This window comes from Streptomyces sp. HUAS ZL42, assembly GCF_040782645.1.
Classification (GTDB): Bacteria; Actinomycetota; Actinomycetes; order Streptomycetales; family Streptomycetaceae; genus Streptomyces.
The window spans coordinates 6,566,862-6,591,552 of record NZ_CP160403.1 but is presented as its reverse complement, the minus strand read 5'-3'; the positions used below and the strand labels follow the sequence as shown (position 1 = coordinate 6,591,552).

Sequence of the window (24,691 nt, the reverse complement as noted above, 5' to 3'; positions counted from 1 at the left end):
TCCCCCGGCTCCACGCCGGCTTCCGGCCGATCAGGCGCGCATGGACGGCGAGGTCGAGGCGATGGCCCTGGCGCATTGTCCCGACCCCGGAGGCCCCAGTGGCGCAAGCCGCCTGTGCTCGCGATCACCGCGGTCACCACGAGCTTCCCACCGCGCAGCAGCCGCCTATGGGGCGTGAACCGCACGGACCCGGAGCTCCTCAGCGGACGGGTGCGGCGTTCACGTGAACGTTCGGTTGTACGCCGACAACGGGCGAGCCAATGACTCCCCGGACGGCCCGCCAACAAACTGCCCCCGCTTCCCGAGGACGATGAACGTATGACCGCACACGATCAGCAGGGCCGACGGGCTTACGATCACGACCGCCTCCTGCGCAGGGTGGGGCCGGCGGCGGCGCTTGGGCTCGCCGCCCTGGCGGCATTGCTGTGGTTCGTCGCCGACGCCACCGCCACCAAGGAGTGTTTCGATACCGGCTACGGACTGGGCGACAGCATCACCATGACCGAGCAGGGCTGCGAGGTCACCGTGCGGGCCGCCGACCGGGTACGCAGCGCCGTCCTGCCCACCCTCAGCGAGCCGCTCGCGACTGCAGCCCTGGTCACAGCGGTGGGGAGTGCCCTGCCTCCCACCATCTGCCTCTGGCTGGCAACCCGCCGCAGGAGCTGACCGGCCGGGCCGGCGGTCAGTCGGTGGCCGGGGCCGGGCCGACCAGCTCGGACAGGACGTCCTCCATGGTCACGAAGCCGAGGACCGCGCCCGTGTCGCCGGCCACCGCGGCCAGGTGGCTGCCATCGGCACGCAGGGCGGTGAGGGCGTCGTCCAGCGGCGTGTCGATACGGACCCCGGTGATGGGGTGCAGGGCAGTACGCGGGAACGGCTGATCGCGGTCGGTGACGCCCAAGGTGTCCTTGATGTGCAGATAGCCCAACAGCGTGCCGTTGGGGCCGGTGACGGGGAAGCGTGAGTAACCCGCGGCGGCCGCGGTCCGCTCCAGCTCGGCAGGGGTGATCGTGTGTCCGACCGTGCGCATCTTCTGCGCGGGGACGAGGATTTCGCCCACTGGGCGGGTGCCCAGTTCCAGCGCGTCGCGCAGCCGTTCGCCGTCGGCCGGGCTGAGCAGGCCGGCCTCTCTGGAGTCGACGACCATGCGGACGAGCTGGTCGTCGGTGAAGACGGACTCGACCTCGTCCTTGGGTTCGACGCGCAGCAGCTTCAGCAGTGTGTTGGCGAAGGCGTTGATGCCGAAGACGACCGGTCGGAGCGCCCGGGTGAGGGCGACCAGAGGCGGGCCGAGCAGCAGCGCGGTGGGGACGGGCGCGGCCAGGGCGATGTTCTTCGGGACCATCTCGCCGATCAGCATGTGCAGGTACGTCGCCGCGCTGAGCGCGATGACGAAGGCGACCGGGTGCACCAGGCCGTGCGGGAGGTGCACCGCCTCGAAGCCGGGCTCCAACAGGTGCGCGATGGCCGGCTCGGCGACCGCGCCCAGCACCAGTGAGGAGACGGTGATGCCGAGCTGGGCGGTGGCCAGCATCGCGGAGAGGTGCTCCAGGCCCCACAGGGTCATCCGGGCTCGCTTGTTCCCCTCCTTCGCGCGCGGTTCGATCTGGCTGCGGCGCACCGAGATAAGGGCGAACTCGCCGCCCACGAAGAAGGCGTTGGTCAGCAGCGTCAGGGCGCCGATGGCGAGCTGCAGCACGGTCATCGGGGCTCCTCCCCTGCCTGGGCCGGCACCTGGGCCGGTTGGGTGATGCGGATCCGGTCGGCGCGGTGGTGCTCGACATCCAGGACATCCAGCTGCCAGCCGTCGAGGTCGACGGTGTCCCCCTTGGCGGGGATGCGGGCGAGGCGGGTGGCGATCAGTCCGGCCACGGTCTCGTACGGCCCCTCGGGCGCGGTCAGTCCTATGCCGGTGAGCTGGTCGAGGCGGACGCCGCCGTCCGCCTCCCACACCGCGCGGCCTTCCGTTGTGGCGGGGGCGGGTAGCAGGTCGGGGACCTCGACGGGGTCGTGCTCGTCGCGGACCTCGCCGACGACCTCCTCGACGATGTCCTCCATCGTCGCCACGCCCGCTGTGCCGCCGTACTCGTCGATGACGACGGCCATGGTGCGGGTGGCCCGTAGTCGCTCGAGCAGCCGGTCGGCGGTGAGGCTGTCGGGCACCAGCAGGGGTGCGGTGGCCAGCTCGGTGACCTGGGTGACGGGCCGCCTCTCCGGTTCCAGGGCGAGGACGTCGCGGATGTGGACGGTGCCGATGACCTGGTCCAGGCTGTCGCGGTAGACCGGGAAGCGGGACAGGCCGGTGGCGTGGGTGAGGTTTGCCGCATCCGCGGCCGTCGCGTGTGCTTCGAGGGCCTTCACGTCGACGCGCGGGGTCATCACGTTCTCGGCAGTCAGCTCGCTCAGGTGCAGGGTGCGCACGAAGAGTTCGGCGGAGTCCGCCTCCAGGGCGCCCTCGGCGGCCGAGTGCCGGGCCAGCGCGATCAGCTCCTCGGGGCTGCGCGCGGAGGCCAGCTCTTCGGCGGGCTCCAGGCCGAAGCGGCGTACGAACCGGTTCGCGGTGTTGTTCAAGTGCCGGATGAAGGGGCCGAAGGCGGCCGTGAACCCCCGCTGGGGACCTGCGACCACTTTGGCGACGGCCAGCGGCCGGGAGATCGCCCAGTTCTTCGGCACCAGCTCGCCCACCACCATCAGCACCACGGTGGACACGGCCACGCCCAGCACGCTCGCCACCGCCGAGGCGGCACCGCCCAGGCCGACGGCCTGAAAGGGGCCGTTGAGGAGCGCCGCGAGGGACGGCTCGGCGAGCATGCCGATGACCAGCGAGGTGACGGTTATGCCGAGCTGAGCTCCGGAGAGCTGGACCGTCAGCCGGCGTACGGCCTTCAGCGCACCCTCGGCGCCGCGCTCACCCGCCTCGGCAGCCCGCTCCAGGTCGCCGCGCTCGACGGTGGTCAGGGAGAACTCGGCCGCGACGAACACCGCGCAGGCCAGTGTGAGCAGGAGGGCCAGCAGGAGCAGCAGGACCTCGGTCACCGTGCCACCCCCGATCCGTCAGTGGCGGCATGGCGCGGGCGACGGGCTGTGGCACGGCTGGTACTGGGAGGCTCACCCATTGCGGGACCGTGGCTCCTTCGTGGTTCGGAGGGTCGAGAGGACCCTGCTGGGTTCGGGGCATCAGCAGCCCTCGGCTCATGGTAAAGGGCAAGAAAAGCGCGCCGGTCAAGCCCCTGACGACCGCCAGGTTGCGGCAGTTTTCGGACTTTCCCGCGCTGGGGGCCGCGCCGCCGCCTCCTACGGGACGGGCAACCCTATGCTTCTACTCGCCTGTAGAGAACGCCCGGGCCCTTCCGGTTGTTCCGCGTGCCGGACCCGACGAGCGGCGACGGCACTACCCGACAAGACGGACGCACGAAAAGGAGTGAACGCCGCGATGGTGTTCAAACGACTGCTCGGTTCGCTCGGCGTGGGCGGTCCCACGGTCGACACGGTCGTCGATCCGGGTGCGGCCCGCCCCGGTGGCGCGCTCACCGGTCAGATCCATCTCAAGGGCGGCGGTGCCGACTTCGACATCGAGCACATTGCCGTGGACCTGGTGGCGCGCGTCGAGGCCGAGCACGAGGAGGGCGAGAGCGAGGGTGTCGTCACCTTCGACCGGTTCATCGTCGGTGGCGGCTTCCGGTTGGCTGAGGCCGAGGAACGCAGCGTGCCGTTCAGCGTGACGCTGCCGTGGGAGACCCCGATCACCGAGCTGTACGGGCAGGGCCTGGGGATCGTGCTCGGCGTACGGACCGAGTTGTCGGTGGCCGGTGCGAAGGACCAGGGCGACCTGGACCAGCTCGCCGTCGCTCCGCTGCCCGTCCAGGAAGCCATCCTGGAGGCCCTCGGACAGCTCGGCTTCGGCTTCAGGTCCGCCGACCTGGAATACGGCCGCATCGGCGGTACGGGACAGCAGCTGCCCTTCTACCAGGAGATCGAGCTCACCCCGGCACCGCAGTACGCGCACCAGGTCAACGAGATCGAGGTGACCTTCCTCGCCAACCCCGGCGGCATGGAGGTGGTCCTGGAGGCCGACAAGCGCGGTGGCCTGTTCTCAGATGGACGAGACGCGCTCACCCGCTTCACCATCGGACACCACGACGCGCGCGACTGGAACACCGAAGTCGATGGCTGGATCCGGCAGCTGGTCGAGCACCGGACGTCGTACGGCTCCCACGCCGCGTACGGGCACGAAGTGCACCACGGCCACGGCTTCGACGACCGTCACCACGACGGCCACCGCTCCGGACCCGGCATCGGCACCGCGGTCGCCGCCGGGGCGGCGGGCCTGGCCGTGGGTGTCGTCGGAGGGATGGTCGCGGCCGAAGTCGTCGACGAGATCGGTGACTTCTTCGAGGGCGAGGAAGGGGACGAGGGGGACGAGGGCTGAGCCGCCGGCCGAGGCCGCCGACGGTCAGGCGCTGATCGTCCGCAGGAACTGGTCAGCGATTCATTGGAGGCGATCGCGGCCCCCGATCGGTCGAAGCCCTGCTCTCGGAGTGAAGATCCTCGAGTCGGCCGGAACTTATGCGTCGGGCCGCTAGTTTCTACGTTGCTGTAGATATTCATGGGAAGCCGGCCCGCCGCTGGGGCGGACCGGGCCTTCAACTCGAACGTATGGAGTTCTCATGGCCCTGTGGGACCGCATCAAGGAGTCCGCGTCGACGATGCAGACCCAGCTCGTGGCGAAGAAGAACGACCTCAAGAGCGGCGCATTCCGCGACGCGAGCATGGCGATGTGCGCGCTGGTCGCCGCCGCCGACGGCACCATCGACCCCTCCGAGCGTCAGCGTGTGGCGCAACTCATCGCCACCAACGAGGTACTGCAGAACTTCGACGCCACGGACCTGCAACGGCGCTTCGACGACAACCTCGACAAGCTCACCGCCGACTTCGCCTTCGGCAAGGTCAGCGTGCTGCAGGAGATCGCCAAGGCGAAGAAGAAGCCCGCCGAGGCGCGTGCCGTCATCCAGATCGGCATCGTCATCGGCGGCGCCGACGGCGACTTCGACAAGACCGAGCAAGCCGTCGTCCGCGAGGCGTGCTTCACCCTCGAACTGCCGCCCCACGAGTTCGACCTCTGATCGAGCGCGGCACGTGCGTCGGGCCGGTCATCCAGAAGTACTGGCCCGACGTACTGCCCGGTTCGGGCGGCCCCTAGAGAGGTGTCGCCGCGTGCAGGATCAGGGCCAGCGTCAGGGCGGAGTTCGCGGACGACATGGCCGATACGGCCGTACCGGCGGCCGCCGTCCACGCCGCCGCCCCCACTGCGGTGAATACGGACGGCCAGTTACGCGCCGCGGGTGCAGGGGCGAGGAGGGCGGCCACCCGGCGCGGTACGGGCCCGGGCGCGGCGAACCCCGCGAGCGTGGGCACGGGAATGCCGCGGGAGACCAGGGCCGCCTTGCCGATCGCGCGCGCCACAGTGCGGCGCCTTCCGACCACCTCGGCTGCCACCTCGTCCGCCCACCGTTCCGTCGTATAGGACACCGCCGTGCGCAGCGGATACAGGAACGGATTGGCGTGCGCAGCCAGTCGGACGGCGAGCAGGAAGCGGTGATGGCGGGCGGTGAGGTGCGCGCGTTCGTGGGCGAACAGGGCGCGGCGCTCGGCAGGTTCGAGGCAGGACAGCAGCGCCGTCGTCACCACGATCCGGTCGCGCGCCCTGCCGGGCAGCGCGTACGCGTAGGGAACTTCGTCGGGCAGCACCGCCACCTCGGTCCCTGGAAGACTGGCCAGCGCCCGGTGGGCCCGACGACGCATCCGCCAGTGGCGCCACAAGGTTCCTCCGCACGCAGCCACCACCACGAACAGGGCGGGTACGGCCACCCGCCCGGCGATCTCGTCGTATGGCACCGCCTCACGCACCTCCGGGTCCGACCATCCGTCGGGCAGCGGGTTCCCGGGCAACTGGGCGGTACCCACCACCATCAGCAATCCCAGGCACACAGAGCTGCACGTCGCCATGGCACCGGCCAGCCCAGTCAGCAGCCGCGTGGCGGTGCGGGGATGCAGGTGCTGCTCGGCCAGGCGGGCGATCGGCCACGCCGTGAGCGGCAGCACCAGCGGAAGAAAGACGAAAACCCCCATGAGGCTTCAGTCTTCCCCTTCAGCCTTCGCGCGACTCAGCAGTTCCCGCAGGAGGCGTTCGTCGCCCGGCTCCAGTGAGGTGACGAAGCTGGCCAGTACCGCTTCCCGGTCGCTCTCGCCGTCCAGCAGCTTGCGCATCTTGTGCGCCGCGAGCCCCGCCTGGTCGGACACCGGCGTCCACGCGAAGGACCGGCCCGCACGCTCGCGGGTCACCGCACCCTTGGCCAGCAGCCGCGTGAGGATGGTGATCACGGTGGTGTAGGCGAGGTCCCCGCCGAGCCGCTCCTGCACCCAGCCCGCACTCGCCGGACCGTCCGCATCGCGCAGGGCCGACAGAACCAGCCCTTCCAACTCGCCCTGTCCCCGGCGCCGGGGACCCTGCCGCTGGTTCGTCACAGCCTGTCTCCCTTCCACTGCCCAGCAGTTCACGAGCGGTCCATCGTAATAGGCCTCCGACACCGCTCCGCTGACAGCGGGCAGCCCTCCCCGCTTATCCTCTACAAAATTGTAGAAGCTAGGCTGCCGACACGTCTCCTTCCGCGGCATGCGGAGAGACCGACGAGAGGAGATCAGGAGACATGGGTGTCATCGCGTGGCTGGTTCTGGGGTTGCTCGCCGGGGCGATAGCCAAGGCCGTGCTGCCCGGACGCGATCCGGGCGGCCTGATCGGCACGACAGCGATCGGTATCGTCGGAACTGACCGGCCACTTGGCCGGAGCCTGCGAGTCACACCCACTCAGAATCCGTCAAACCGCATGCCTGACGCATCCGGTCGAAGCTCCAACTGCGCGACCGTGTCCAGGCAGTGGTCCTCGCGTACCGGACGGGGTGGGCCGGGTCACGGAACAGCCAAGCGCCGCACGCCGTTCCGAACAGACTTGAGCACGGGCAACGGTCCCCCGGGAGATTCAGGAACGCGAGGACGGCTCGTCGCGCTCGGCGGCCGCGCCTGAGACGACTCGTCCCGTCCCAGACGGCGTATCAGGGGAGTCCTGCTCTTTCAGAGCCTTGGCCTCGCTCTTGAAGATCCGGGCCGCTGTACCCGCCGAACGCGTCAGCTCCGGCAGTTTCTTGATGCCGAGGACCACGATGACAACGACGAGGATTAGGGCCAGTTCACTCAAGCCGAACATCAGGTCTGCTCTCTCCCAGTGGCGGACGGGCTGCCGATATGACGGACCGACCCCGCATCACCATCTACGGTGCTGTAGAAGTCTCTCCTGGAACGTGATCGCTCAACAAGCCCCCTTCCAGCCTCGTCGCCGGGAGGTGCCGATGAGCAGCCGCTTCTGCTCGCCGCGAACTATCCCGCACAGTGCTTGCAGAAGTTGCCCTCCTGCCCGTACGGGCAGTCGCACCACCCCGAGAGCCCCTCGTCCTCGCCGAGGGTGAGCTCCACCTTGTGGGCGTCGTACCGTGCAGCACGGCGGTGAGTGAGCCTTCCCCCACCTCCAGACCGCTCACCGCGTCCCCAGATACCGGCTCTTCGCAGTTGAGGGTGTAGCGCCGAGAGTTTGGAGTCGTTGGACGGCTGGATGTGAGTCGTCAGGGGGTGCGAACGTCGTAGTTCTCGCGGTTTGCGAGGACCTGGGCCATGTGTGTCTGCGCCCAGTTCCTGAGCCCGCGCGTCATGTGGTGGAGCGAGAGGCCGAGGTCGGTCAGCTCGTAGGAGACGGTGACAGGGACAGTTGGCGTCACGGTGCGGGTGAGCAATCCATCTTGCTCCAGCGACCGTAGTGTCTGGGTCAGCATCTTCTGGCTGACCCCGGCCAGAAGACGAGAGATCTCGGAGTAACGCATCGCCTTCGGAGCGTCTGCGTGTGCTGCACCAGGCCGGCCGGAACCGTTGTCGCCGCCCAGCGCACACAGGATCAGGACGACCCACTTGTCCGAGATTCGGTCGAGCAGCTGACGGCTGGGGCATGCTGCCAGGAACGCGTTGTACTCCACCTTGGCCTGAGCCCTCTTCTGGGCCGCCTTCATCGTCGTCACTGATCACACCTCTCACCAATGGGTGGGTTACGCACTCCGAAGTGCCTACTTCCTGACAGGAAGTTTCTCTCCGATGCTGATGCATGGAGGCAGCAGGCGCCACCCCTCAAGTGCACGACGAAAGGCAACGAGATGAGCACACCCTCCCTCTCTCTTCCCGGCGGCACCTGGCCTCTGGGTGACCTGACCGTCACCCGGTTCGGCTACGGCGCCATGCAACTGGCCGGCCCGTGGGTGATGGGGCCGCCGGCCGATCGCGAGGGTGCCCTGGCCGTTCTGCGGGAAGCGGTCGATCTCGGTGTCACCCACATCGACACCAGCGATGCCTACGGGCCGCGGGTCACCAACGAGTTGATCCGCGAGGCACTGCACCCCTATCCCGAGTCGCTGCGCATCGTGACCAAGGTGGGCGCGACCCGCGACGCACAGGGTGGCTGGCCCACGGCCCGGCGTCCCGAAGATCTGCGCCGCCAGGTCCACGACAACCTCACGTCCCTCCGGCTCGACGTACTCGATCTGGTCAACCTCCGACTCGGCAACGCCGAAGGTCCCCAGCCCGGCTCGCTCGCCGAGGCGTTCGAGACGCTCGTCGAACTCCGGCAGCAGGGCCTGATCCGCCACCTCGGGGTCAGCAACGCCACCGAGGAGCAGGTCACCGAGGCACAGAGCATCGCGCCGATCGTGTGCGTGCAGAACATGTACAACCTCGCCCACCGCCACGACGACAAGCTCATCGACCGGCTCGCCACCGACGGCGTCGCGTACGTGCCCTTCTTCCCCCTCGGGGGCTTTACCCCACTGCAGTCCTCCGCGCTCTCGGCGGTCGCCGCTCGAATGAAGGCGACACCGATGTCCGTCGCGCTGGCCTGGCTGCTGCAGCGATCACCGAACATCATGCTCATCCCCGGCACGTCATCGACGGCACACCTGCGCGAGAACATCGCCGGCGCGGGACTCTCCCTCTCCCATGAGGACTTGACCGAACTGGACGGCATCGGCCGCTGAATGCCCCAGAACTGAACGGCCCACAAGCCACGACCGAACCCACCGTTCAAGTCTCGGCCCCGGTCCCCCTTGGTGCGACCGGGGCCGACACGGAACGATTCACCTCCCTGGTTGACTTCAGATCATCAACCGTCAGGAACTTGTGTCCACCGGCGGTGGCAGCTCGCTCCGCGTCGGTGGCCGGGTAGGCGTCGAGGTCTCCCGCGGGGTTCCCTTCGCCCACGCCGACATGACTACGTTCTGCCGCCTTGACGAGCTTGGGCCCGAAGTCACCGGCCAGCGACTCACCACGGATCGTGCGGTTCTGGCGTGCCGGGTCGTCGAGTCCGATCAGCGGTGCCACCTCTGCGATTGCCAAGGCACACCGCGTGACACCGTGACCCGGCGGCTGGCGCACGAGCCACTCGGGTGACGGCCACGATCCTTCATGTCACGATCCGTCGCTACCGCTGCATCGAACCGCCCTTGAGCATCGCGGTCATGACTACCAGCCAGTCGGCCCGTGCCGTTGTCCGGCCGCCACCTGGCCATCCTGTGATGCCGGAGCCAGGCCGCGGCGGCGAGTCGGATCGCCGCCGGTCACGTGCCCAGGGCCGTCACAGCCCCACTGGCTGCCATTCCTGGTTGGAGCCGCCGTTGGCGGGCCACTGGATGACCTTGGCGCCGTCGGCGGTGGATCCACTCTGCACGTCCGCGCACAGCCCGCTTCTGACGTTGACGAGGCGGTAGTAGCCGCTGGTGGCCGCTGGAACGAGCTTCCACCACTGGATGGTGTCGTTGGTGTCCGACCACTGGTCCAGGGCTGTGCCGGCGCTGGTGGAGCTGCCCGGGACGTCGAGCACCTTGCCGCTGTTGACGTTGGACAGGCGGTAGGACCCGTCGTGCTCGGGGAGCAGCTTCCACTGTTGGTTGGCGCTGCCGGACCACGTGTACTGGATGACGGGCCCGCCGTCGGAGGTGGAGGAGCCGGAGACGTCCATGACCTTGCCGCTCTTGCGGTTGACCAGCTTGAAGGGGCCGGTCAGCAGGCCGATCGTGATCGTGGTGCTCGTTCCTGCGGTCAGCGACACGATGCGGGCGTGGTTGCCCAGCGACGACGTGGTGACCGTCGCGCCGGTGCTGATGGATGTGATGCCGCGCCGGCAGATGAAGGTGATGTTCTGGTCGGTGTCGGAGGTGAGCGTGACGGTGGCCGTGCGGGCCGCCGTGTCCCAGGACAGCGACTGGATGGTGATGCGGTTGCGGCCGCGGACGCCGTTGATGGTGCCCTTCGTGAGCTGATCGGGCAGGGCGGGGAGGATCTCAAGGACACCGGGGCGGGTGTAGACGAGTGCTTCGCCGAGGACGGCGGGGATGGTGTTGGCGGCGTCGCAGTTGTAGATGTCCAGGTTGGGGTTGTGGGAGGTCATCAGACTCCGCCACACCATGTTCTTGCCGTAGATCTTCAGCAGGTTGCCGTAGACGCCGGGGCCGTCCTTCAGGCGGGCGCGGGCCAGCGCCCGGTGGAGGCTGCCGTGGGCGGAATAATTCTGGTCGACTCGCTTGTCCAGGGCCGTGCGGGCGTACTTGACCAGGTCGGGCTTGTCCTCGGGGTTGATCTCGTGCAGCGGCCAGGCGCCGTACAGGTGCTGGACGTGCCGGTGGTTGTAGCGGTCGGTCAGGCCCGGCCAGGACCACTCGGCGAGCGCCCCGTCGCTGTTGACGGTGTAGTCGGGCAGCTTCGCGAGCAGGGCGGTCCAGCGTTGCACGCCCTGGCCGCTGCCCTGCTCCAGGCCGAGGGTGTTGGCCGCGTCGATCGCGGCCTGGAGGGCGTGCCGGCCGGCCATGATGTCGCCGGTGGCGTTGATGGAGAACGCCTGGCCGGTGCTGAGCGGGGTGTTCTCCATGGAGTAGGAGGGGACGAAGACGGCCTTGCCGCTGGAGTCGGTGCGGGTGAGGAAGTCCTCGTAGAACAGGGCCAGTTCCATCAGGGCCGGGCCGAGCTTGTTCTTCAGGAAGACGCTGTCGCCGGTGACCTGGTAGTACTCCAGAAGCGGGTAGAGCAGCCAGTCGGCGCCGCCGGTCCAGGCCTCGCCGGGGAAGCTGCCGCTGTTGAAGTGCAGCATGTGCCCGTACTCGCCGTCGGTCCGGGACGGGGCGAGGAAGCCGCGGGCGGCGTAGAGGTTGGTGGCGTTGTCGCGCCAGTGCTGCAGCTGTCCGAGGATCAGGTCGAAGTAGCCCTGCATGGCGTCGGTGAGGTCGAGGATGTTGCCGCCGGCGACCTGCAGGTTGATGTTGGCGTCGGTGGTGAAGTCGTCGGCCCAGGAGCCGTTCCAGGTGCCCGTCCAGATGCCGGTCAGGCGTGGTGGCAGGACACCACTGGAACTGATGAAGAGATAGCGGCCGGAGTCGTACATCCGCTCCAGCAGTGCGACGTCGATGACGGACGCGTTGCTGTTCTGGCGGGCTATGAGCTCGCTGGTGGCCAGCCGGCGGTCGGCGGCGGAGACGTCGAGGTCGATGCTGGAGCGGTCGTACATGGCCTGGTGCTTCGGTGCGTGGCGGCCCAGGAGGGTGGCGTAGTCGGCCGTCAGCGCGGCGAGGGCGGTCTGCAGGGGCCGGCTGTTCCAGCCGGTGGAGGTCTCGTAGCGGCCGAGCTTGGTCAGCAGCAGCACCTTGGTGGCCTTGGCGACCACCAGGGTCTGTCCGTCGGCGGTGACGGAGGAGCCGCTGCCGGAGACCACGACGCGGGTGACGCCCTCGTAGCCGTAGGCACCGCCGGAGGGGTAGGTGCCGCGCAGGTTCAGGTAGCCGTCGCCGCTGGTGACGGTGGCGGTGGTGGAGAAGGACACTCTGGTCGGCACGCCCGCGAGAGCGGTGTTGACGCTGATGGTGGTGTCCACGGTGCGGCCGGTGGCAGGCAGCAGCTCGTGGACGATGACCTGGTCGGCGCGGGAGACGAAGACGTGGCGCTTCCAGGTGCCGTACTGGTCGGTCCAGGTGTGGGTGATCTCGCCGGTGCGGAAGTCGGTGATGCGGGCGAAGTCGTTGACGGTGGTCATGCCCGGGGTGCTGAGCTGGAGTTCGTAGCCGGGGTGGAAGCTCTGGGTCCAGCGCAGGCTCCAGCCGTGGGCGAAGGTCGTGGAGGCACCGGAGTAGTCGCCGGCCAGCGCCTGGTCCCGGGCGGTCTCGAGATACGGCGAGATCACGGGGGGCATGACGCTCCGGCTGCCGTTGGGCAGCACGAACCGGTGATGATTGAAGATCATCTTCTCGAGCGTCGGCGCCCCGTGGTAGACGGCCCCGTACTCGCCGTTTCCGCTCAGGAACCCGTCGGTCCAGGCGGAGGCGGTGGCGTTGTCCCAGATGCCGCGGTCGGGCAGGGTGACCTGGGGCGGTACGGCCGCGGCGGCCTGGGAGGCGAAGACGAAGCCGGGCAGGGCCGCGGCGCCGGCGGCGAGGGCGGCCGTGGTGAGGAAACGCCGACGGTTGAGGGGAAGGTCGGGCAGTGGCATGGGTCGACTCCGTTGTCGGACGGTGAGTACAACTGGGCACAGGGGTGCCACCGGTGCGGGTGCGGTGGTGAACAACAGCGCTTTGTCAGACATGCGGTGGCTGCATCAGCCGTCGACGGCAGAACGGGACGGCTGAGGCCGGCCCGTCCCGCGGGGACGGACCGGCCTCGAGTGTCTACGGGGTCACGGTCACCCCGGGCGCCATCTCGGCGGTCCCGTTGGTGAGCTTCCCGGAGCCGGTGGCGCCTTCCGAGCTGACGAAGCGGAGCTCGTGGTTCGTGCCCCCCGCGTTGCAGACGGCGAGCAGGAGCGTGGACTGGTTGGCCGCGTAAGCGTTCTGGACGAAGGCGGTGATGTCGACGGTGATGTCGCGGCCGTCGATGGCGTTGCCCTGGTGGGTACCGCCGCCCTCGGGGATGAGGGTCGAACCAAGGGTGAAGGTGGCCGACTTGGCGACGGAGGAGGTCGTGGCGGTGAAGCTCGGCCGGTTCTGCCAGGTCATCGTGTTGATAGGGCAGGACGTGCCGCCGCCGGTGCACGTGGTGTCGCTGACGGGTTGCACGAGGAGTTGGTCGGTGTCAGTCGACGGGACCGACGAATAGCGGTGGCCGACGTAGGTGAGATGGAGTGTCGCCTGGCTCGGTGCCTTGGTGAGGCTGTTGAGGGGGAACTGGATGTAGGAGAGCTTTCCGTCCCCGGATCCTGTGGTGTACTGCTCGCCCATCAGGCCGACCCCGGTGTTGCGGGTGATGAGGGTCAGGTCCGAGGAGTTGTTCTTGGTCTGGTCGCCCCACCACGCACCCACCCAGGTGTCGCCGCTGGTGAGGGCGCCGGCCTTGACGTTCTGGGTCTGGCCGTTCGCGTCCGTGTAGGTGGTGGTCAGCGTGCCGATCCCGCTCGTCGTCAGCGGGAACTGGCTGGTGTATCTGACGAGTTGGCCGGCGACGCGGAGGTTGTTCAGCGTCACGTTCGTGGCGCCGTTCAACGGGCTGCTGTTCGTCTTCTGCTGCGAGAACCACACGTTGTCGAGTTTGAAGGTGCTGATCGGGGTCTTGGTGTACGTGTACGTGGTGCCCGACCCGTCGGGGTTGGGGGCGAGCCCGTAGGTCGCCTGATCGTCGGCGGTGATGGTCTGGGTGGACCCGTTGCCGCCGTTGAGCCTGATCGGTCCCGACGTGTACCGGGAGGTGTCGAACGAGCTGTTCTTTATCACGATGCTCGAGATGCGCGGGTACGGTTTGGGGCTGTTCTGCGTGAAGATGCCGCCGGCCGGCGCCGACACGGAGTTGAAGTTGTCGAACGTGTAGTTGTTGAGCCGGTATCCGTACGAATTCCATCCGATTCGGATCGAGTTGCCGGCACCGACGGACCAGTTCAGCGTGTTGCTGACCGAGATGTTCTTCGAGTCCTGGTTGTCCCAGTGGTAGTTGTCGAACCCGAGCTCGTCGGCGACGGTGTCGTGGGCGCCTACCGCGTTGACATAGCCCTGGACGTCGGGCGTGGAGGTGCCGAGCTGGAAGTTGTTCCACACGCCGGGGGCCAGCGGGGTGAATCCGTCGCTGGGGTTGTAGTGGCCGGAGGCGAACGCGTCGTCGTTGCCGAGGGTGAAGACGCCGTTGGCGGTGATGTCCTGGCCGCTCGCGAAGTCCGTCCCGTCGATCCATGGCTGGCCGTACGGGGTGAGGGCCTTGATGTTGTTGAACGTCACCCTGTTGGCGCTGTGGGTCTCATAGTTCCACTGCTTCGCGTCGCGCACGTAGGTGTCGTTGAACGTGATGTCCGACGAGTGCATGACCATGACGCCGCCCTGGTGCTGGCTGCGGTAGGCGTCATGTGAGTCACCGATGCCGCGGGCGTTGTAGTTCGCCACGCCGTTGCCGTCGAAGACGCCGCGGCCGGAGATTTCGATGTTGCTCGAGTGGATGATCCCGACCGCCGGCTCGAACGCCTCCATGTACGCCTGGACGCGGTTCTTCAGCAGGGCGCCTTCGTCGGTGTAGATCTTCAGCTTGCCGCCCTTGAGCCTGCTGCCGTCCAGACCGTTGACCAGGAGACCGGACGACACGTACGTGCCGTTCGGGAAGTAGAGCGTGTTGAGCGCCGTGGGGTTGGCTTTGATGGTGTCGATGGCGGCCTGCAGGGCGTACGTGACGTCGCCTGCGGCCATCACCCGCACATTCGGGTACCGCACATTGACGCTGCTCGCGCTCACCAGGCTACCGGCCGAGGTTTGCTGACCGGCGGGGATGGCGGTGCCGTTGACGGTCTTGCCGGCCATGGAGCTCGTCGTCGCGGCGGGAGCCTTCTGAGCCGCGCTGTTCGGGTTCGCCGCGAGGTACTTCGCGGCGAACTCCTGGAAGTTGAGGACACCGGTCTGCAGGTTGACGCCGGAACCGTCCGGTGCGCTCGTGGTGTTCGGGCGCCGCGCCGGGTCTTCCAGAGGGTCGTTGATGACCGCCAGGTAGGGCTGTCCCGTGGCGTTGGTCGAGTCGCCGTTGACCATCACGATCGCTTGGTTCAACCCGGCGTCGGCTGACATCTGGAACGTCAGGGTGTGCTTGTCCGCGCTCACCGAGACGCTGCCGGACGGGTAGTAGCGGGCCGGATAGATGTTCACCGTGTCGATCGTGGTGCTGGGCAGCGTGACCGTGATCGTCGGTGTCCGGGAGTCCGACGCGAAGCGCGCGATGTCGAAGTTGTGGCGGTTCGCGGTGTACTGGACAGCCTGGACCGGCGTTCCGGCGACTTGCACCTGGTACTTGGTGGACGCCACGTCCGGGGACGTCGTCGTACCGCCTCCCACTCCCGTCGGTGCGTACGTGTGGACGGTGGTGGCGGCGTGTGCGGGGACGGTGCCGGTGAGCATGAGGCTCGCCGCCGTGATGGTGGCGCCGGCAGCGGCCGCGATGAAGCGCTTCACGCGCGATCTGCGTCGCGCCGGGGCGGGGTTCGGGTCGGCGTCGCCGCCGGCCGGTCGGTTCATGCCTGTCTCTCCTCCGGACGAGACCTTTCCAGGTCTGTTCAGGCGCTCGCCGCCTGCTGGAGACGGCGCGGAGCATTCGCGATGCTGCGGCCGGACCGCGGCCGTTGGGGCCGTCGCGGCCGAGAGGACCACCCCGACGCACCGAGCGCGGGGCGCAAGGTGACATCGAGTGTTGTTGCGCGCGGTGGGCCAGAGTGACAACAGCACCACGTTGACCGATCCATGAGATCTGGCGTGGCGGGGACGTTACTGCCGCATTTCCGGAACCGTCAATGCTCCGCGCACGTCAAGTCGCGAAAACAATCACGACCTGCCCATGGCGCCCCCACCGTGCTCCGTAACGGCCGAATCACGGCCATGGCGCAAAGTCTTGCCCTGCCGCGACAACCGCCCTACGCTGACGCCACTTTCGTGGATCGATAAATGTTTCGGGGAGCCTACGTGGTGACAATGGCGGATGTGGCCGCGAGGGCGGGCGTCACCAAACAGACCGTCTCCAACGTGGTTTCGGGCAAGAAGGTACGGCCGGAGACCCTGGCGAAGGTGAACAAGGCGATCGCCGAACTCGGCTACAAGCCGAACCTGGTGGCGCGCTCACTGCGCACGGGCAGCACGTCGACGGTGGGGCTGTTCGTGCCGTCGGTGGCCAACGCGTTCTATTCGGAGGTGGTCGAGGAGGTGGAGAACCTCCTGGTCGGCCACGGATACAACCTGCTGCTCGCCACGACGCGCGACGATCCCGACTACACCCGGGCCCACCTGGAGAACCTCACTGCCCGCTCGGTGGACGCACTGCTGGTCGCCGGGGACAACGGCGTCGAACAGCAGCTGCCGATGCTCGCCGAGGCCAACTTCCCGGTCGCGCTGTTCGCCTGGGAGGGCGACCCGCCGACCACACTGCCGGTGGTGTCCATCGACTACCAGCACGCAGGGTTTCTGGCCGGGTGCCACCTGCGGGATCTCGGCCACCGGAAGGTCGCGGTGATCGCCGACCTCCCCGCGCACACGCCGCGCGTCGTGGGGTTGCGCCGCGCGTTCGCCGCCGACGGGCTGGACGACCGCATGGTGTTCGCCTGCACCAGCGACGACGCCGCCGGCGGCTTCGCCGCGGCCTGCGCGGCGCTGGAGGCGGATCCGGAGCTGACGGCGATCTTCGCCACCCACGACGTCCTGGCCGTCGGTGCCATAGAAGCGGTGGTCCGGTCCGGGCGGCGGGTTCCCGACGACGTCAGCGTCGTGGGCTTCGACGACATCGCCCAAGTCGGGCGGATCCGACCGGCATTGACCACGGTCACCTTCCCCAAACGCGAGATGGCCCAGCAGGCCGTCGAACTCCTGCTGCGAGCCGTCGATTCCGGCCGGCCGCCGACCAACGTCGTATCGCTGCTGCGCCCGACCCTGACCATCCGGGACAGCAGCGGCCCCGCCCGGGGCGACCGCTCGGCGCCCGGCACCGCCTGACCTGCCACGGCACACCCCATAGCCGCCGGCGCAGTCCTTTCCAGCCATCTCCCGCCACCACGGGGCATTTTGAGAGGAAACACCGTCACTGATGAACGTCCTCGACCCCAACGCCTACGTCGAAGACCGGTCGCCGGGCACCGGACGGCTGCGGCCGCGCGCCGCGTTCGCTTCCGACCTGCCCACGATCGCGCTCGACGGCAACTGGAGATTCCGACTGGCGTCGGGGCTGGACGACCTCACCGGGGACTTCGCCGCACCGGACTTCGACGACACCGCCTGGGACCTGCTCGCCGTGCCGTCCTGCTGGCAGATGAGCGGCCTGCCCGGCGAGCCGCGCTACGGTGCCCCCGCCTACACCAACATCCTGTACCCGTTCCCGGTCGACCCGCCGCGGGTGCCCCGTGAGAACCCGACCGGTGAGTACCGTCGCGTGTTCGAGGTTCCGGACGGGTTCCCGGCATCGGCCGCGGTGCTCCGGTTCGAGGGCGTCGACTCGGCGTTCGCGGTGTGGCTCAACGGGATCCGGCTCGGCGACGGCAAGGGCAGCCGCCTGACCACCGAGTTCGACGTCTCCGCCGGTCTGCGGCCCGGCCGGAACGTACTCGCGGTCCGCGTGCACCAATGGTCGTCCGGCAGCTACCTGGAGGACCAGGACATGTGGTGGCTGTCCGGGATCTTCCGGTCGGTGTCCGTGGCCGCCCGCGGTGTCGAGGACTTCTTCGTCCACACCGCCTACGACCACACCACGGGCCAGGGCACCCTGGCCGTCGACGTCACCGCCCCCACCCAGGTGTCCCTGTCGGTTCCCGAGCTCGGCATCTCCGCCGCCGATCCGGCCGGCCCGCACCTGATCGACGGCATCGAGCCCTGGTCGGACGAGCGGCCGCGCCTGTACACGGGGGAACTGGTCTCCGAAGCCGGGGAGCGGATACCGCTGCGCATCGGCTTCCGCACCGTGGCCGTCGTGGACGGCGTGCTGACCGCGAACGGCAGGCCGATCTCGCTGCGGGGCGTCAACCGCCACGAATGGCATCCGCTGACGGGGCGGACCCTGACCGAGGACACCATGGTGACCGACGTGCTGCTCATGAAGCAGCACAACATCAACGCGGTGCGCACCAGCCACTACCCACCCGACCACCGTTTCCTGGACCTGTGCGACGAGCACGGCCTGTGGGTGTTCTGCGAGGGCGACCTCGAGACGCACGGCTTCGAACCCGGCGGCTGGCGGCGCAACCCCAGCGACGACCCCGCGTGGCGCGAGGCGTACCTGGACCGGGCCGCGCGGCTGGTGGAGCGCGACAAGAACCACCCCTCGGTCATCGTCTGGTCGCTGGGCAACGAGTCCGGCACCGGAGCCAACCTGGCCGCCGTGGCCGCCCGGATCCGGCAGCGCGACGACAGCCGCCTGATCCACTACGAGGGCGACTACGCGAGCTGCGCGTACGTCGACCTGTACTCCCGCATGTACATCGGTGTGGACGAGCTGGCCGCCGTGGGACGCGGCCAGGAGGCACCGACGGCCGATCCGGCCGACGACGCACACCGCCGCGACCTGCCCGCCGTGCTGTGCGAGTACGGACACGCCATGGGCACCGGACCCGGCGGGCTGTCCGAGTACCAGCAGGTCATCGAGGCACATCCGCGCCTGGCCGGTGGATTCATCTGGGAGTGGATCGACCACGGGATCGCCCGGCTCACCGGGCAGCAGGACCCCCACTCGTACTACGCCTACGGCGGCGACTTCGGCGAGGAGGTCCACGACGGCAATTTCGTCGCCGACGGGCTGCTCTTTCCCGACCGCACGCCGTCGCCTGGTCTGGTCGAGTTCAAGAAGGTCATCGAGCCGGTCCGGATCCACATCGCCCCGGCCACTCGGCAGTTCAGCGTGCACAACCTGCACCACGTCCGCGACAGCGGCTACCTGGACTTCCGGTGGACCGTCGAGGACGGCGGCGAGCCGGTGGGCTCCGGCGACCTGAAGGTACCCACGACCGCTCCGGGCGCGACTACCACCGTCGAATGGCCCGCCGAGGTCGCCGCCTCGCTCGATGCGGCCCGCGAGAACGGCTCCGGCGACGAGGTGTGGATGACCGTGACCGCGGAGCTCGCCGCCGACGAGACCTGGGCCCGGGCCGGCCACGAGATCGCCTGGGCGCAGGGGCTGGTCGTGGCTCCCGCCGCCTCGCCGGTCCCGTCCACGCCGGCGCCGGCGATCGCCCACGACGGGGACATCACCCTGGGCCCCGCGCGGTTCGACGCCCGCAGCGGGGTGCTGATCCGGCTCGGCGACCTGGAGCTCGACGGACCCAGGCTGGACATCTGGCGTGCCCCGATCGACAACGACCTGCTCAACGCCTTCGGCCAGCCGCAGATCACCGACTGGCTCGCCGCCGGACTGAACCGGATGCGCCATGAGGTTCTGCGCGTCGAGCCCGACGCACTAGGGCTCACGGTCACCGCCCGGCTCGCCGCCGCCGGATCCTCCTCCGCGCTCGGCGTGGTCTACCGCTGGACGGTCGGCGACGGACCGGACGCGGGCCGGGCCCTGCTCCGGCTGGAATGCGCCGTCACCCCTGACGGCGCATGGTCGGTGCCGCTGCCCCGGCTGGGGATCGCGATGTCGCTGCCCGGCACCGACGCCGAGGTCGAGTGGTTCGGCCTGGGTCCCGGCGAGACGTACCGCGACTCCCGTAGCGCCGCTCGCGTCGGCCGTTATCGGTCGACGGTGTCGGCGATGCAGACCCCGTATGTGCGCCCGCAGGAGAACGGCAACCGCCACCAAGTCCGCCGCACCCGGATCACCACCGCGGACGGCACCCTGCTCATCACGGGCGACCCGGTCATCGACCTGACCGTGCGTCCTTGGAGCACTGCGGCCCTGGCTGCCGCGGCCCACCAGCACGACCTGGTCGGCGACGGCCGACTCCACCTCCACCTCGACCACGCGCACCACGGCCTCGGCAGCGCGGCCTGCGGCCCGGGCCCGTCGGCATCGGACGTCCTGGCCGCGGTCCCGACCGTGTTCCGCGTGGAGTTCAGCACCGGACGGTAGGCGGGCCTGGCCGCCCGCCCACCGACAGTCCAGCAAAGTCAGTCCCCGTCACGAAGGGTTTCCCTCACATGGACCGCACCACCATACGCACCCGCAGGCTCCTGGCGCTCGCCACCGCGGCCATCATGGCACTCGGCGTCGGCGCGTGCAGCAGCGACAAGAACGACTCCGCCGAGGGATCGGGCCAGGGCGGGCCGGTGAGCATGGAGTTCTGGGGCTGGGCCGGCTACGAGAAGATCGTCGACCAGTGGAACGCCGCCCACCCGGACATCAAGGTCACCTTCAAGAAGATCCCGTCGGGCCCCAAGGGCGGCTACACCCAGATCAGCAACGCGATCACCGCCGGCAAGGGCCCGTGTCTGGCCCAGATCGAGTACCAGACCATCCCGTCGATGCTCGTGAAGAACACGATCATGGACATCACGAAGTACGCGAGCGCCGACATGGACAAGTACGTCCCGTCGGCCGTCTCCGCCTCCAGCGTCGGCGACAAGATCTACGGGGTTCCGGTGGACGTCGGCCCGATGGTCCTCTTCTACCGCAAGGACCTGTTCGCCAAGTACGGCATCAGCAAGCCGCCGGCCACCTGGGCCGAGTACAAGGCCGACGCCGAGAAGGTCACCGCCGCCGACCCCAGTGTGAAGTTCGGCACCATACTCGGCGACGCCAGCGGTTTGGCGTCCTTCACCCTGCAGACCGGTCAGTCCTGGTACTCAACCCAGGGAGACAGCTGGACCGTCAGCATCGACAACCCCGGCACCCGCAAGGTCGCCTCCTACTGGCAGGACCTGAAGGACCAGGGTCTGGTGGCGAAGCACGGCAGCGCCTGGGACCCGCAGTTCAACAAGGCCTCCGAAGCGGGCAAGGTGCTGACGTTCGTCGGCGCGGCCTGGGCCGCAGGCGGTCTGAAGTCGGACCTGAAGGGCGAGGCCGGCAAGTGGAGGGTCGCCCCGATGCCGACCTGGGAGGCCGGCGACGGCAAGAGCGCCAGCAGCGGCGGCTCGGCCACCTCGGTGATGACCGGCTGCAAGACGCCCCGCGAAGCAGTGCAGTTCGCCGATTTTCTGTCCAGTGACCCGCAGGCCGTGAAGACGGGCATCGAAAGCGGGCTGTACCCGGCGTCGAAGGCCGGACAGGACGACCCGTCGCTCACGGGCGGTGACCCGTTCTTCGGCGGTCAGAAGGTCGGTGACGTGTACAAGGCCTCCGCCGCGCAGGTGCCCAGCACCTGGACCAACGGCCCGACCTTCCAGCAGGTCGAGACGGACTTCACCGGTGCCATCGGTCAGGGCACCCTGCCGGACGCGGTCACCAAGGTCCAGGCCTCGACGGTCGCCGCGATCAAGAAGCTCGGACTGTCGGTGACCAACTGAGGCAGCGGGACACCCGCCGCCCCGATGGATTCCCGCGGCCGCCCGTATCCGACGCCGCGGGGATCCGCTCCCTGACGACGAACCGCCCAGCGAGGTTTCCATGAGCAGTCCCAGCAGCACCCGGACCGCGTCACCGCCGCGGTCGGCGCCCGCGGTCACCCGCCGCGCCTCCCCCGCCGGTCGGCCGCTGCGCGCCGGCCGCCGCAGCGCGTTGACCGCGTCGGGTTTCCTGGCTCCGTTCGCGGTCCTCTTTGTGACCATGATGGTCGCGCCGATCGGCTACGCGATATACCAGAGCTTCTTCACCGTCCGCCGCGCCGGGCTGTTCGGCGGTGCGCAGTCCAGTGAGTTCACGGGGCTGTCCAACTACACCGACGCCTTCGGCGACCACGACTTCGTCGCGTCGATCGTCCGGGTCGTGCTCTTCGGCTGCGTCCAGGTCCCGATCATGCTGGGTCTGGCCCTCCTGCTCGCGCTCCTGCTCGACTCCCGCTCGGCCCGACTGCGCAAGACCTTCCGGCTCACGTTCTTCCTGCCCTACGCGCTGCCGGGTGCGATCGCCGCGCTGATGTGGTCCTTCCTCCTGGTCAAAGACCTCTCGCCGTTCACCGAACCGCTGTCCCACATCGGGATCGACACCGACTTCCTGTCGCCGTCCTGGGTTCCGGTCTCGATCGGGCACATGATCACGTGGGGCTGGACCGGCTACAACATGCTGATCATCTACTCCGCGCTGCAGACGATCCCGGCCGAGGTGATGGAGGCCGCCGCGCTCGACGGCTGCACCGGATGGCGCCTGGCATGGGCGGTGAAGATCCCGCTGGTGCGTCCCGCGCTGGTGCTCACCACGGTCTTCTCCATCATCGGCACGGCGCAGATGTACACCGAACCGGCCGTCTTGGTCGGCGCGCGCATCCCGGGCGTCGACCCGAAGTTCTCCCCGATCATGAACACGACCGTGGCCATGGACGTGGGCGGCCAGAACCTGGCGGCCGCCCAGTCCGTCATTCTCGCGTTGATCACCCTCGTGCTCTCGTTCGGATTCCTCAAGTACAACCAGCGCAAGGGAGCGATGGCATGAGCGTGATTTCGGCCGGCCGACCGACCCGGCCCGCCCGCCGCCGCGCCGACATCGCGAGCAAGGCCGTCGTCAACGGCGTACTGGGCCTGATGGCCCTGTACACGCTGATCCCGCTGTGGTGGCTGTTCGTCTCCTCGACCAAGGAATCGGGCTACCTCTACACCGGTATGCCCCTGTGGTTCTCCCACTTCGACCTGGTCACCAACATCAGGAACGTGTTCAGCTTCGAGGGCGGCATCTTCTCCACCTGGCTCGCCAACAGCGCGCTGTACAGCCTGGTCGGCGCCACCGTCGGCACCCTGCTGTCCGCGATGGCCGGCTACGCGCTCTCCAAGTTCACCTTCCGCGGCCGCGAAAGCGTGTTCAACGTCATCCTCGCCTCGGTCCTCATCCCGGCGCCGATGTTCGCCCTGCCGCTGTTCCTGCTCATGGCCAAGCTGGACATCACCAACTCCTACTGGTCGGTGCTGCTGCCCAGCTGTGTCAGCCCGTTCGGCGTCTACCTGTGCCGGATCTTCGCCGCGGCGTCCGTCCCGGACGAACTCCTCGAGGCCGCAAGGCTCGACGGAGCAGGCGAACGGCGCACCTTCTTCCGGATCGCCCTGCCGCTGATGTCCCCGGCCCTGGTGACCGTCTTCCTGTTCCAGTTCGTCGCCATCTGGAACAACTACCTGCTGCCCTCGCTCATGCTCAACACCCCCTCACTGCAGCCCGTCACGGTGGGTCTGGTGCAGTGGCGCGCGGAGTTCGCCAACGGAGTGCCGCCGCTGCTGCCGATCACCGGTGCGTTCCTGTCACTGATCCCTCTGCTCATCGCCTTCGTCAGCCTCCAGCGGTTCTGGCGCAAGGGCCTGACCGCAGCCGCCGTCAAGTAACGCGTTCGCTGCCCCACACCCCTCCTGAACCGCGAAGGACCACTGCATTGCCCCGCGCCCACGTCACTCTCGACAAGCAGGCCGTCATCGCTCCTGTCCGACGCCGCACCTTCGGCTCGTTCGTCGAACACCTCGGCCGCTGCGTGTACACCGGGCTCTACGAGCCGGAACACCCGAGCGCGAACGACGACGGGTTCCGTATGGACGTCGTCGAACTGGTCAGAGAGCTGGGCACCAGGACCGTCCGCTACCCCGGCGGCAACTTCGTCTCCGGCTTCCGCTGGGAGGACTCGGTCGGCCCACGCGACAAGCGCCCGGTCCGCCGCGACCTCGCCTGGCATTCGCTGGAGTCGAACCAGGTCGGCCTGGACGAGTTCGCCCGCTGGCTCAAGCTCACCGACTCCGAGATGATGCTGGCGGTGAACCTCGGCACCCGCGGCATCCTGCCCGCCCTGGACCTGCTCGAATACGCCAACCACCCCTCCGGTACGGCGCTTTCGGACCTGCGTATCGCCAACGGCACGCCGGAGCCGCACAACATCCGCATGTGGTGTCTCGGCAACGAGATGGACGGGCCCTGGCAGACCGGTTTCCTGAACGCCGACGACTACGGCAAGCTGGCGCCCGTACGGCCGGAGCGATGAAGATGGCGGCCGTGGTTCGGCCCGCCGGGCGGTCAGGATCGGTTCGACCAACTCCCAGCGGGTATCGGACAGATCGCTGGGACAGCGACGACGCTCAGCCGTGTCTTTTGGAGTCCAGCGACTTGCCGTCCGCGGACAGATTGAACAGGTTGATCTTGTAGCTGTCCGAGTAGTGCGTGGCGACCAGGTAGCCCTGCCGGAGGTCCGCCATACCGCCGTCAGCGGATCCCACGGCCCGGCCGGCGAGGGGGCCGACGTCATGAAGAAGCCCTCGTCGGGGGTGTTGAAGTACACCCAGTACCGGCCCGCGTGATAGCGGAGGGCCCCGGCCCACACACCACGGCCGTAGCGGTTCATCCGGTCCCAGTTCAACTCCGGCCCGATACGGGTGAGATCACCCACCGCGCCACCGAGTGCGCCAGTTGACCAGGTCCTTCGAGTGCAGCACGGCCACGCCGGGCGAGTACCCGAACGTGCTGGTGATGCCGTAGTAGAGGGCACAGCCCCGGCCTGAGACAGGCCCCGGAGCAGAAGACACCCCGCCCGGCAGCTCACTGGGGCTGCCGGGCAGGGTGCGCGGTACGTGGTGGCGTACC

The 24,691-nt window shown here is 68.6% G+C and carries 18 protein-coding genes and 2 pseudogenes; 12 read left to right on the top strand and 8 right to left on the bottom strand.

The window, feature by feature from the left end:
* Positions 1-318 precede the first annotated feature (318 nt).
* Positions 319-666: a hypothetical protein gene (locus ABZO29_RS30075; protein WP_367323293.1), complete on the top strand. Its 348-nt coding sequence runs from the start codon at positions 319-321 to the stop codon at positions 664-666.
* 16 nt (positions 667-682) lie between these two features.
* Here ABZO29_RS30075 and ABZO29_RS30070 read toward each other — a convergent pair whose 3' ends face one another.
* Both ABZO29_RS30070 and ABZO29_RS30065 read right to left on the bottom strand, forming a co-directional pair.
* Entirely contained in the window at positions 683-1,705 is a 1,023-nt protein-coding gene (locus tag ABZO29_RS30070) for a hemolysin family protein (protein ID WP_367323292.1), read from the bottom strand.
* Positions 1,702-3,036, bottom strand: coding sequence for a hemolysin family protein (locus tag ABZO29_RS30065; protein ID WP_367323291.1), 1,335 nt, complete (start codon positions 3,034-3,036; stop codon positions 1,702-1,704). Before ABZO29_RS30065 ends, ABZO29_RS30070 begins: the two co-directional genes overlap by 4 nt.
* Positions 3,037-3,433: 397 nt before the next feature.
* Here ABZO29_RS30065 and ABZO29_RS30060 point away from each other — a divergent pair, with 397 nt between their 5' ends.
* A complete protein-coding gene (locus ABZO29_RS30060; protein ID WP_367323290.1) occupies positions 3,434-4,429 on the top strand; it encodes a sporulation protein in 996 nt (331 codons plus the stop codon).
* Between the two features lie 238 nt (positions 4,430-4,667).
* Positions 4,668-5,123 carry a tellurite resistance TerB family protein gene (locus ABZO29_RS30055; protein WP_367323289.1) on the top strand — a complete coding sequence of 152 codons (456 nt, stop codon included), beginning with the start codon at positions 4,668-4,670 and terminating at the stop codon, positions 5,121-5,123.
* A 73-nt stretch (positions 5,124-5,196) separates the two neighbouring features.
* Here the strand turns inward: ABZO29_RS30055 and ABZO29_RS30050 are convergent, their stop codons facing one another.
* Both ABZO29_RS30050 and ABZO29_RS30045 read right to left on the bottom strand, forming a co-directional pair.
* Positions 5,197-6,129, bottom strand: coding sequence for a M56 family metallopeptidase (locus ABZO29_RS30050; protein ID WP_367323288.1), 933 nt, complete (start codon positions 6,127-6,129; stop codon positions 5,197-5,199).
* Positions 6,130-6,135: 6 nt separating this feature from the next.
* The gene (locus ABZO29_RS30045; protein ID WP_367323287.1) at positions 6,136-6,525 is read right to left on the bottom strand and encodes a BlaI/MecI/CopY family transcriptional regulator; all 390 of its coding nucleotides are present in this window, start codon (positions 6,523-6,525) and stop codon (positions 6,136-6,138) included.
* Positions 6,526-6,707: 182 nt separating this feature from the next.
* Between ABZO29_RS30045 and ABZO29_RS30040 the strand changes: the two are divergent.
* Positions 6,708-6,824: pseudogene (locus ABZO29_RS30040) on the top strand (GlsB/YeaQ/YmgE family stress response membrane protein); the annotation flags it as partial.
* 213 nt (positions 6,825-7,037) lie between these two features.
* Here the strand turns inward: ABZO29_RS30040 and ABZO29_RS30035 are convergent.
* Both ABZO29_RS30035 and ABZO29_RS30030 read right to left on the bottom strand, forming a co-directional pair.
* Entirely contained in the window at positions 7,038-7,262 is a 225-nt protein-coding gene (locus ABZO29_RS30035; RefSeq protein WP_367323286.1) for a twin-arginine translocase TatA/TatE family subunit, read from the bottom strand.
* 412 nt (positions 7,263-7,674) lie between these two features.
* Complete coding sequence (locus ABZO29_RS30030) at positions 7,675-8,121, bottom strand: winged helix-turn-helix transcriptional regulator (protein ID WP_367323285.1); 447 nt, start codon at positions 8,119-8,121, stop codon at positions 7,675-7,677.
* Between the two features lie 132 nt (positions 8,122-8,253).
* Between ABZO29_RS30030 and ABZO29_RS30025 the strand changes: the two genes are divergently transcribed.
* Together ABZO29_RS30025 and ABZO29_RS30020 are read left to right on the top strand one after the other, a co-directional pair.
* The gene (locus tag ABZO29_RS30025) at positions 8,254-9,126 is read left to right on the top strand and encodes an aldo/keto reductase family oxidoreductase (protein WP_367323284.1); all 873 of its coding nucleotides are present in this window, start codon (positions 8,254-8,256) and stop codon (positions 9,124-9,126) included.
* 229 nt (positions 9,127-9,355) lie between these two features.
* Positions 9,356-9,535, top strand: a pseudogene (locus tag ABZO29_RS30020) (ISL3 family transposase); the annotation flags it as partial.
* A 187-nt stretch (positions 9,536-9,722) separates the two neighbouring features.
* On the opposite strand, the gene ABZO29_RS30015 reads toward ABZO29_RS30020, so the two are convergent.
* Positions 9,723-12,620 (bottom strand): RICIN domain-containing protein, encoded by a 2,898-nt coding sequence (locus ABZO29_RS30015; RefSeq protein WP_367323283.1) that lies wholly within the window; start codon positions 12,618-12,620, stop codon positions 9,723-9,725.
* Between the two features lie 175 nt (positions 12,621-12,795).
* Entirely contained in the window at positions 12,796-15,603 is a 2,808-nt protein-coding gene (locus ABZO29_RS30010; protein ID WP_367323282.1) for a glycosyl hydrolase family 28 protein, read from the bottom strand.
* Between the two features lie 450 nt (positions 15,604-16,053).
* Between ABZO29_RS30010 and ABZO29_RS30005 the strand changes: the two genes are divergently transcribed.
* The 6 genes from ABZO29_RS30005 (at position 16,054) to ABZO29_RS29980 (ending at position 24,095) form a co-directional block, all read left to right on the top strand.
* Entirely contained in the window at positions 16,054-17,064 is a 1,011-nt protein-coding gene (locus tag ABZO29_RS30005) for a LacI family DNA-binding transcriptional regulator (RefSeq protein WP_367326291.1), read from the top strand.
* A 91-nt stretch (positions 17,065-17,155) separates the two neighbouring features.
* Positions 17,156-20,122: a glycoside hydrolase family 2 TIM barrel-domain containing protein gene (locus ABZO29_RS30000; RefSeq protein ID WP_367323281.1), complete on the top strand. Its 2,967-nt coding sequence runs from the start codon at positions 17,156-17,158 to the stop codon at positions 20,120-20,122.
* Positions 20,123-20,190: 68 nt separating this feature from the next.
* Positions 20,191-21,495 (top strand): ABC transporter substrate-binding protein, encoded by a 1,305-nt coding sequence (locus tag ABZO29_RS29995; protein WP_367323280.1) that lies wholly within the window; start codon positions 20,191-20,193, stop codon positions 21,493-21,495.
* 100 nt (positions 21,496-21,595) lie between these two features.
* Positions 21,596-22,576 carry a carbohydrate ABC transporter permease gene (locus ABZO29_RS29990; RefSeq protein WP_367323279.1) on the top strand — a complete coding sequence of 327 codons (981 nt, stop codon included), beginning with the start codon at positions 21,596-21,598 and terminating at the stop codon, positions 22,574-22,576.
* Positions 22,573-23,451 carry a carbohydrate ABC transporter permease gene (locus ABZO29_RS29985; protein WP_367323278.1) on the top strand — a complete coding sequence of 293 codons (879 nt, stop codon included), beginning with the start codon at positions 22,573-22,575 and terminating at the stop codon, positions 23,449-23,451. The genes ABZO29_RS29990 and ABZO29_RS29985 overlap by 4 nt, the downstream gene beginning before the upstream one ends.
* A 47-nt stretch (positions 23,452-23,498) precedes the next feature.
* Positions 23,499-24,095: a hypothetical protein gene (locus ABZO29_RS29980; protein WP_367323277.1), complete on the top strand. Its 597-nt coding sequence runs from the start codon at positions 23,499-23,501 to the stop codon at positions 24,093-24,095.
* Positions 24,096-24,691 lie beyond the last annotated feature (596 nt).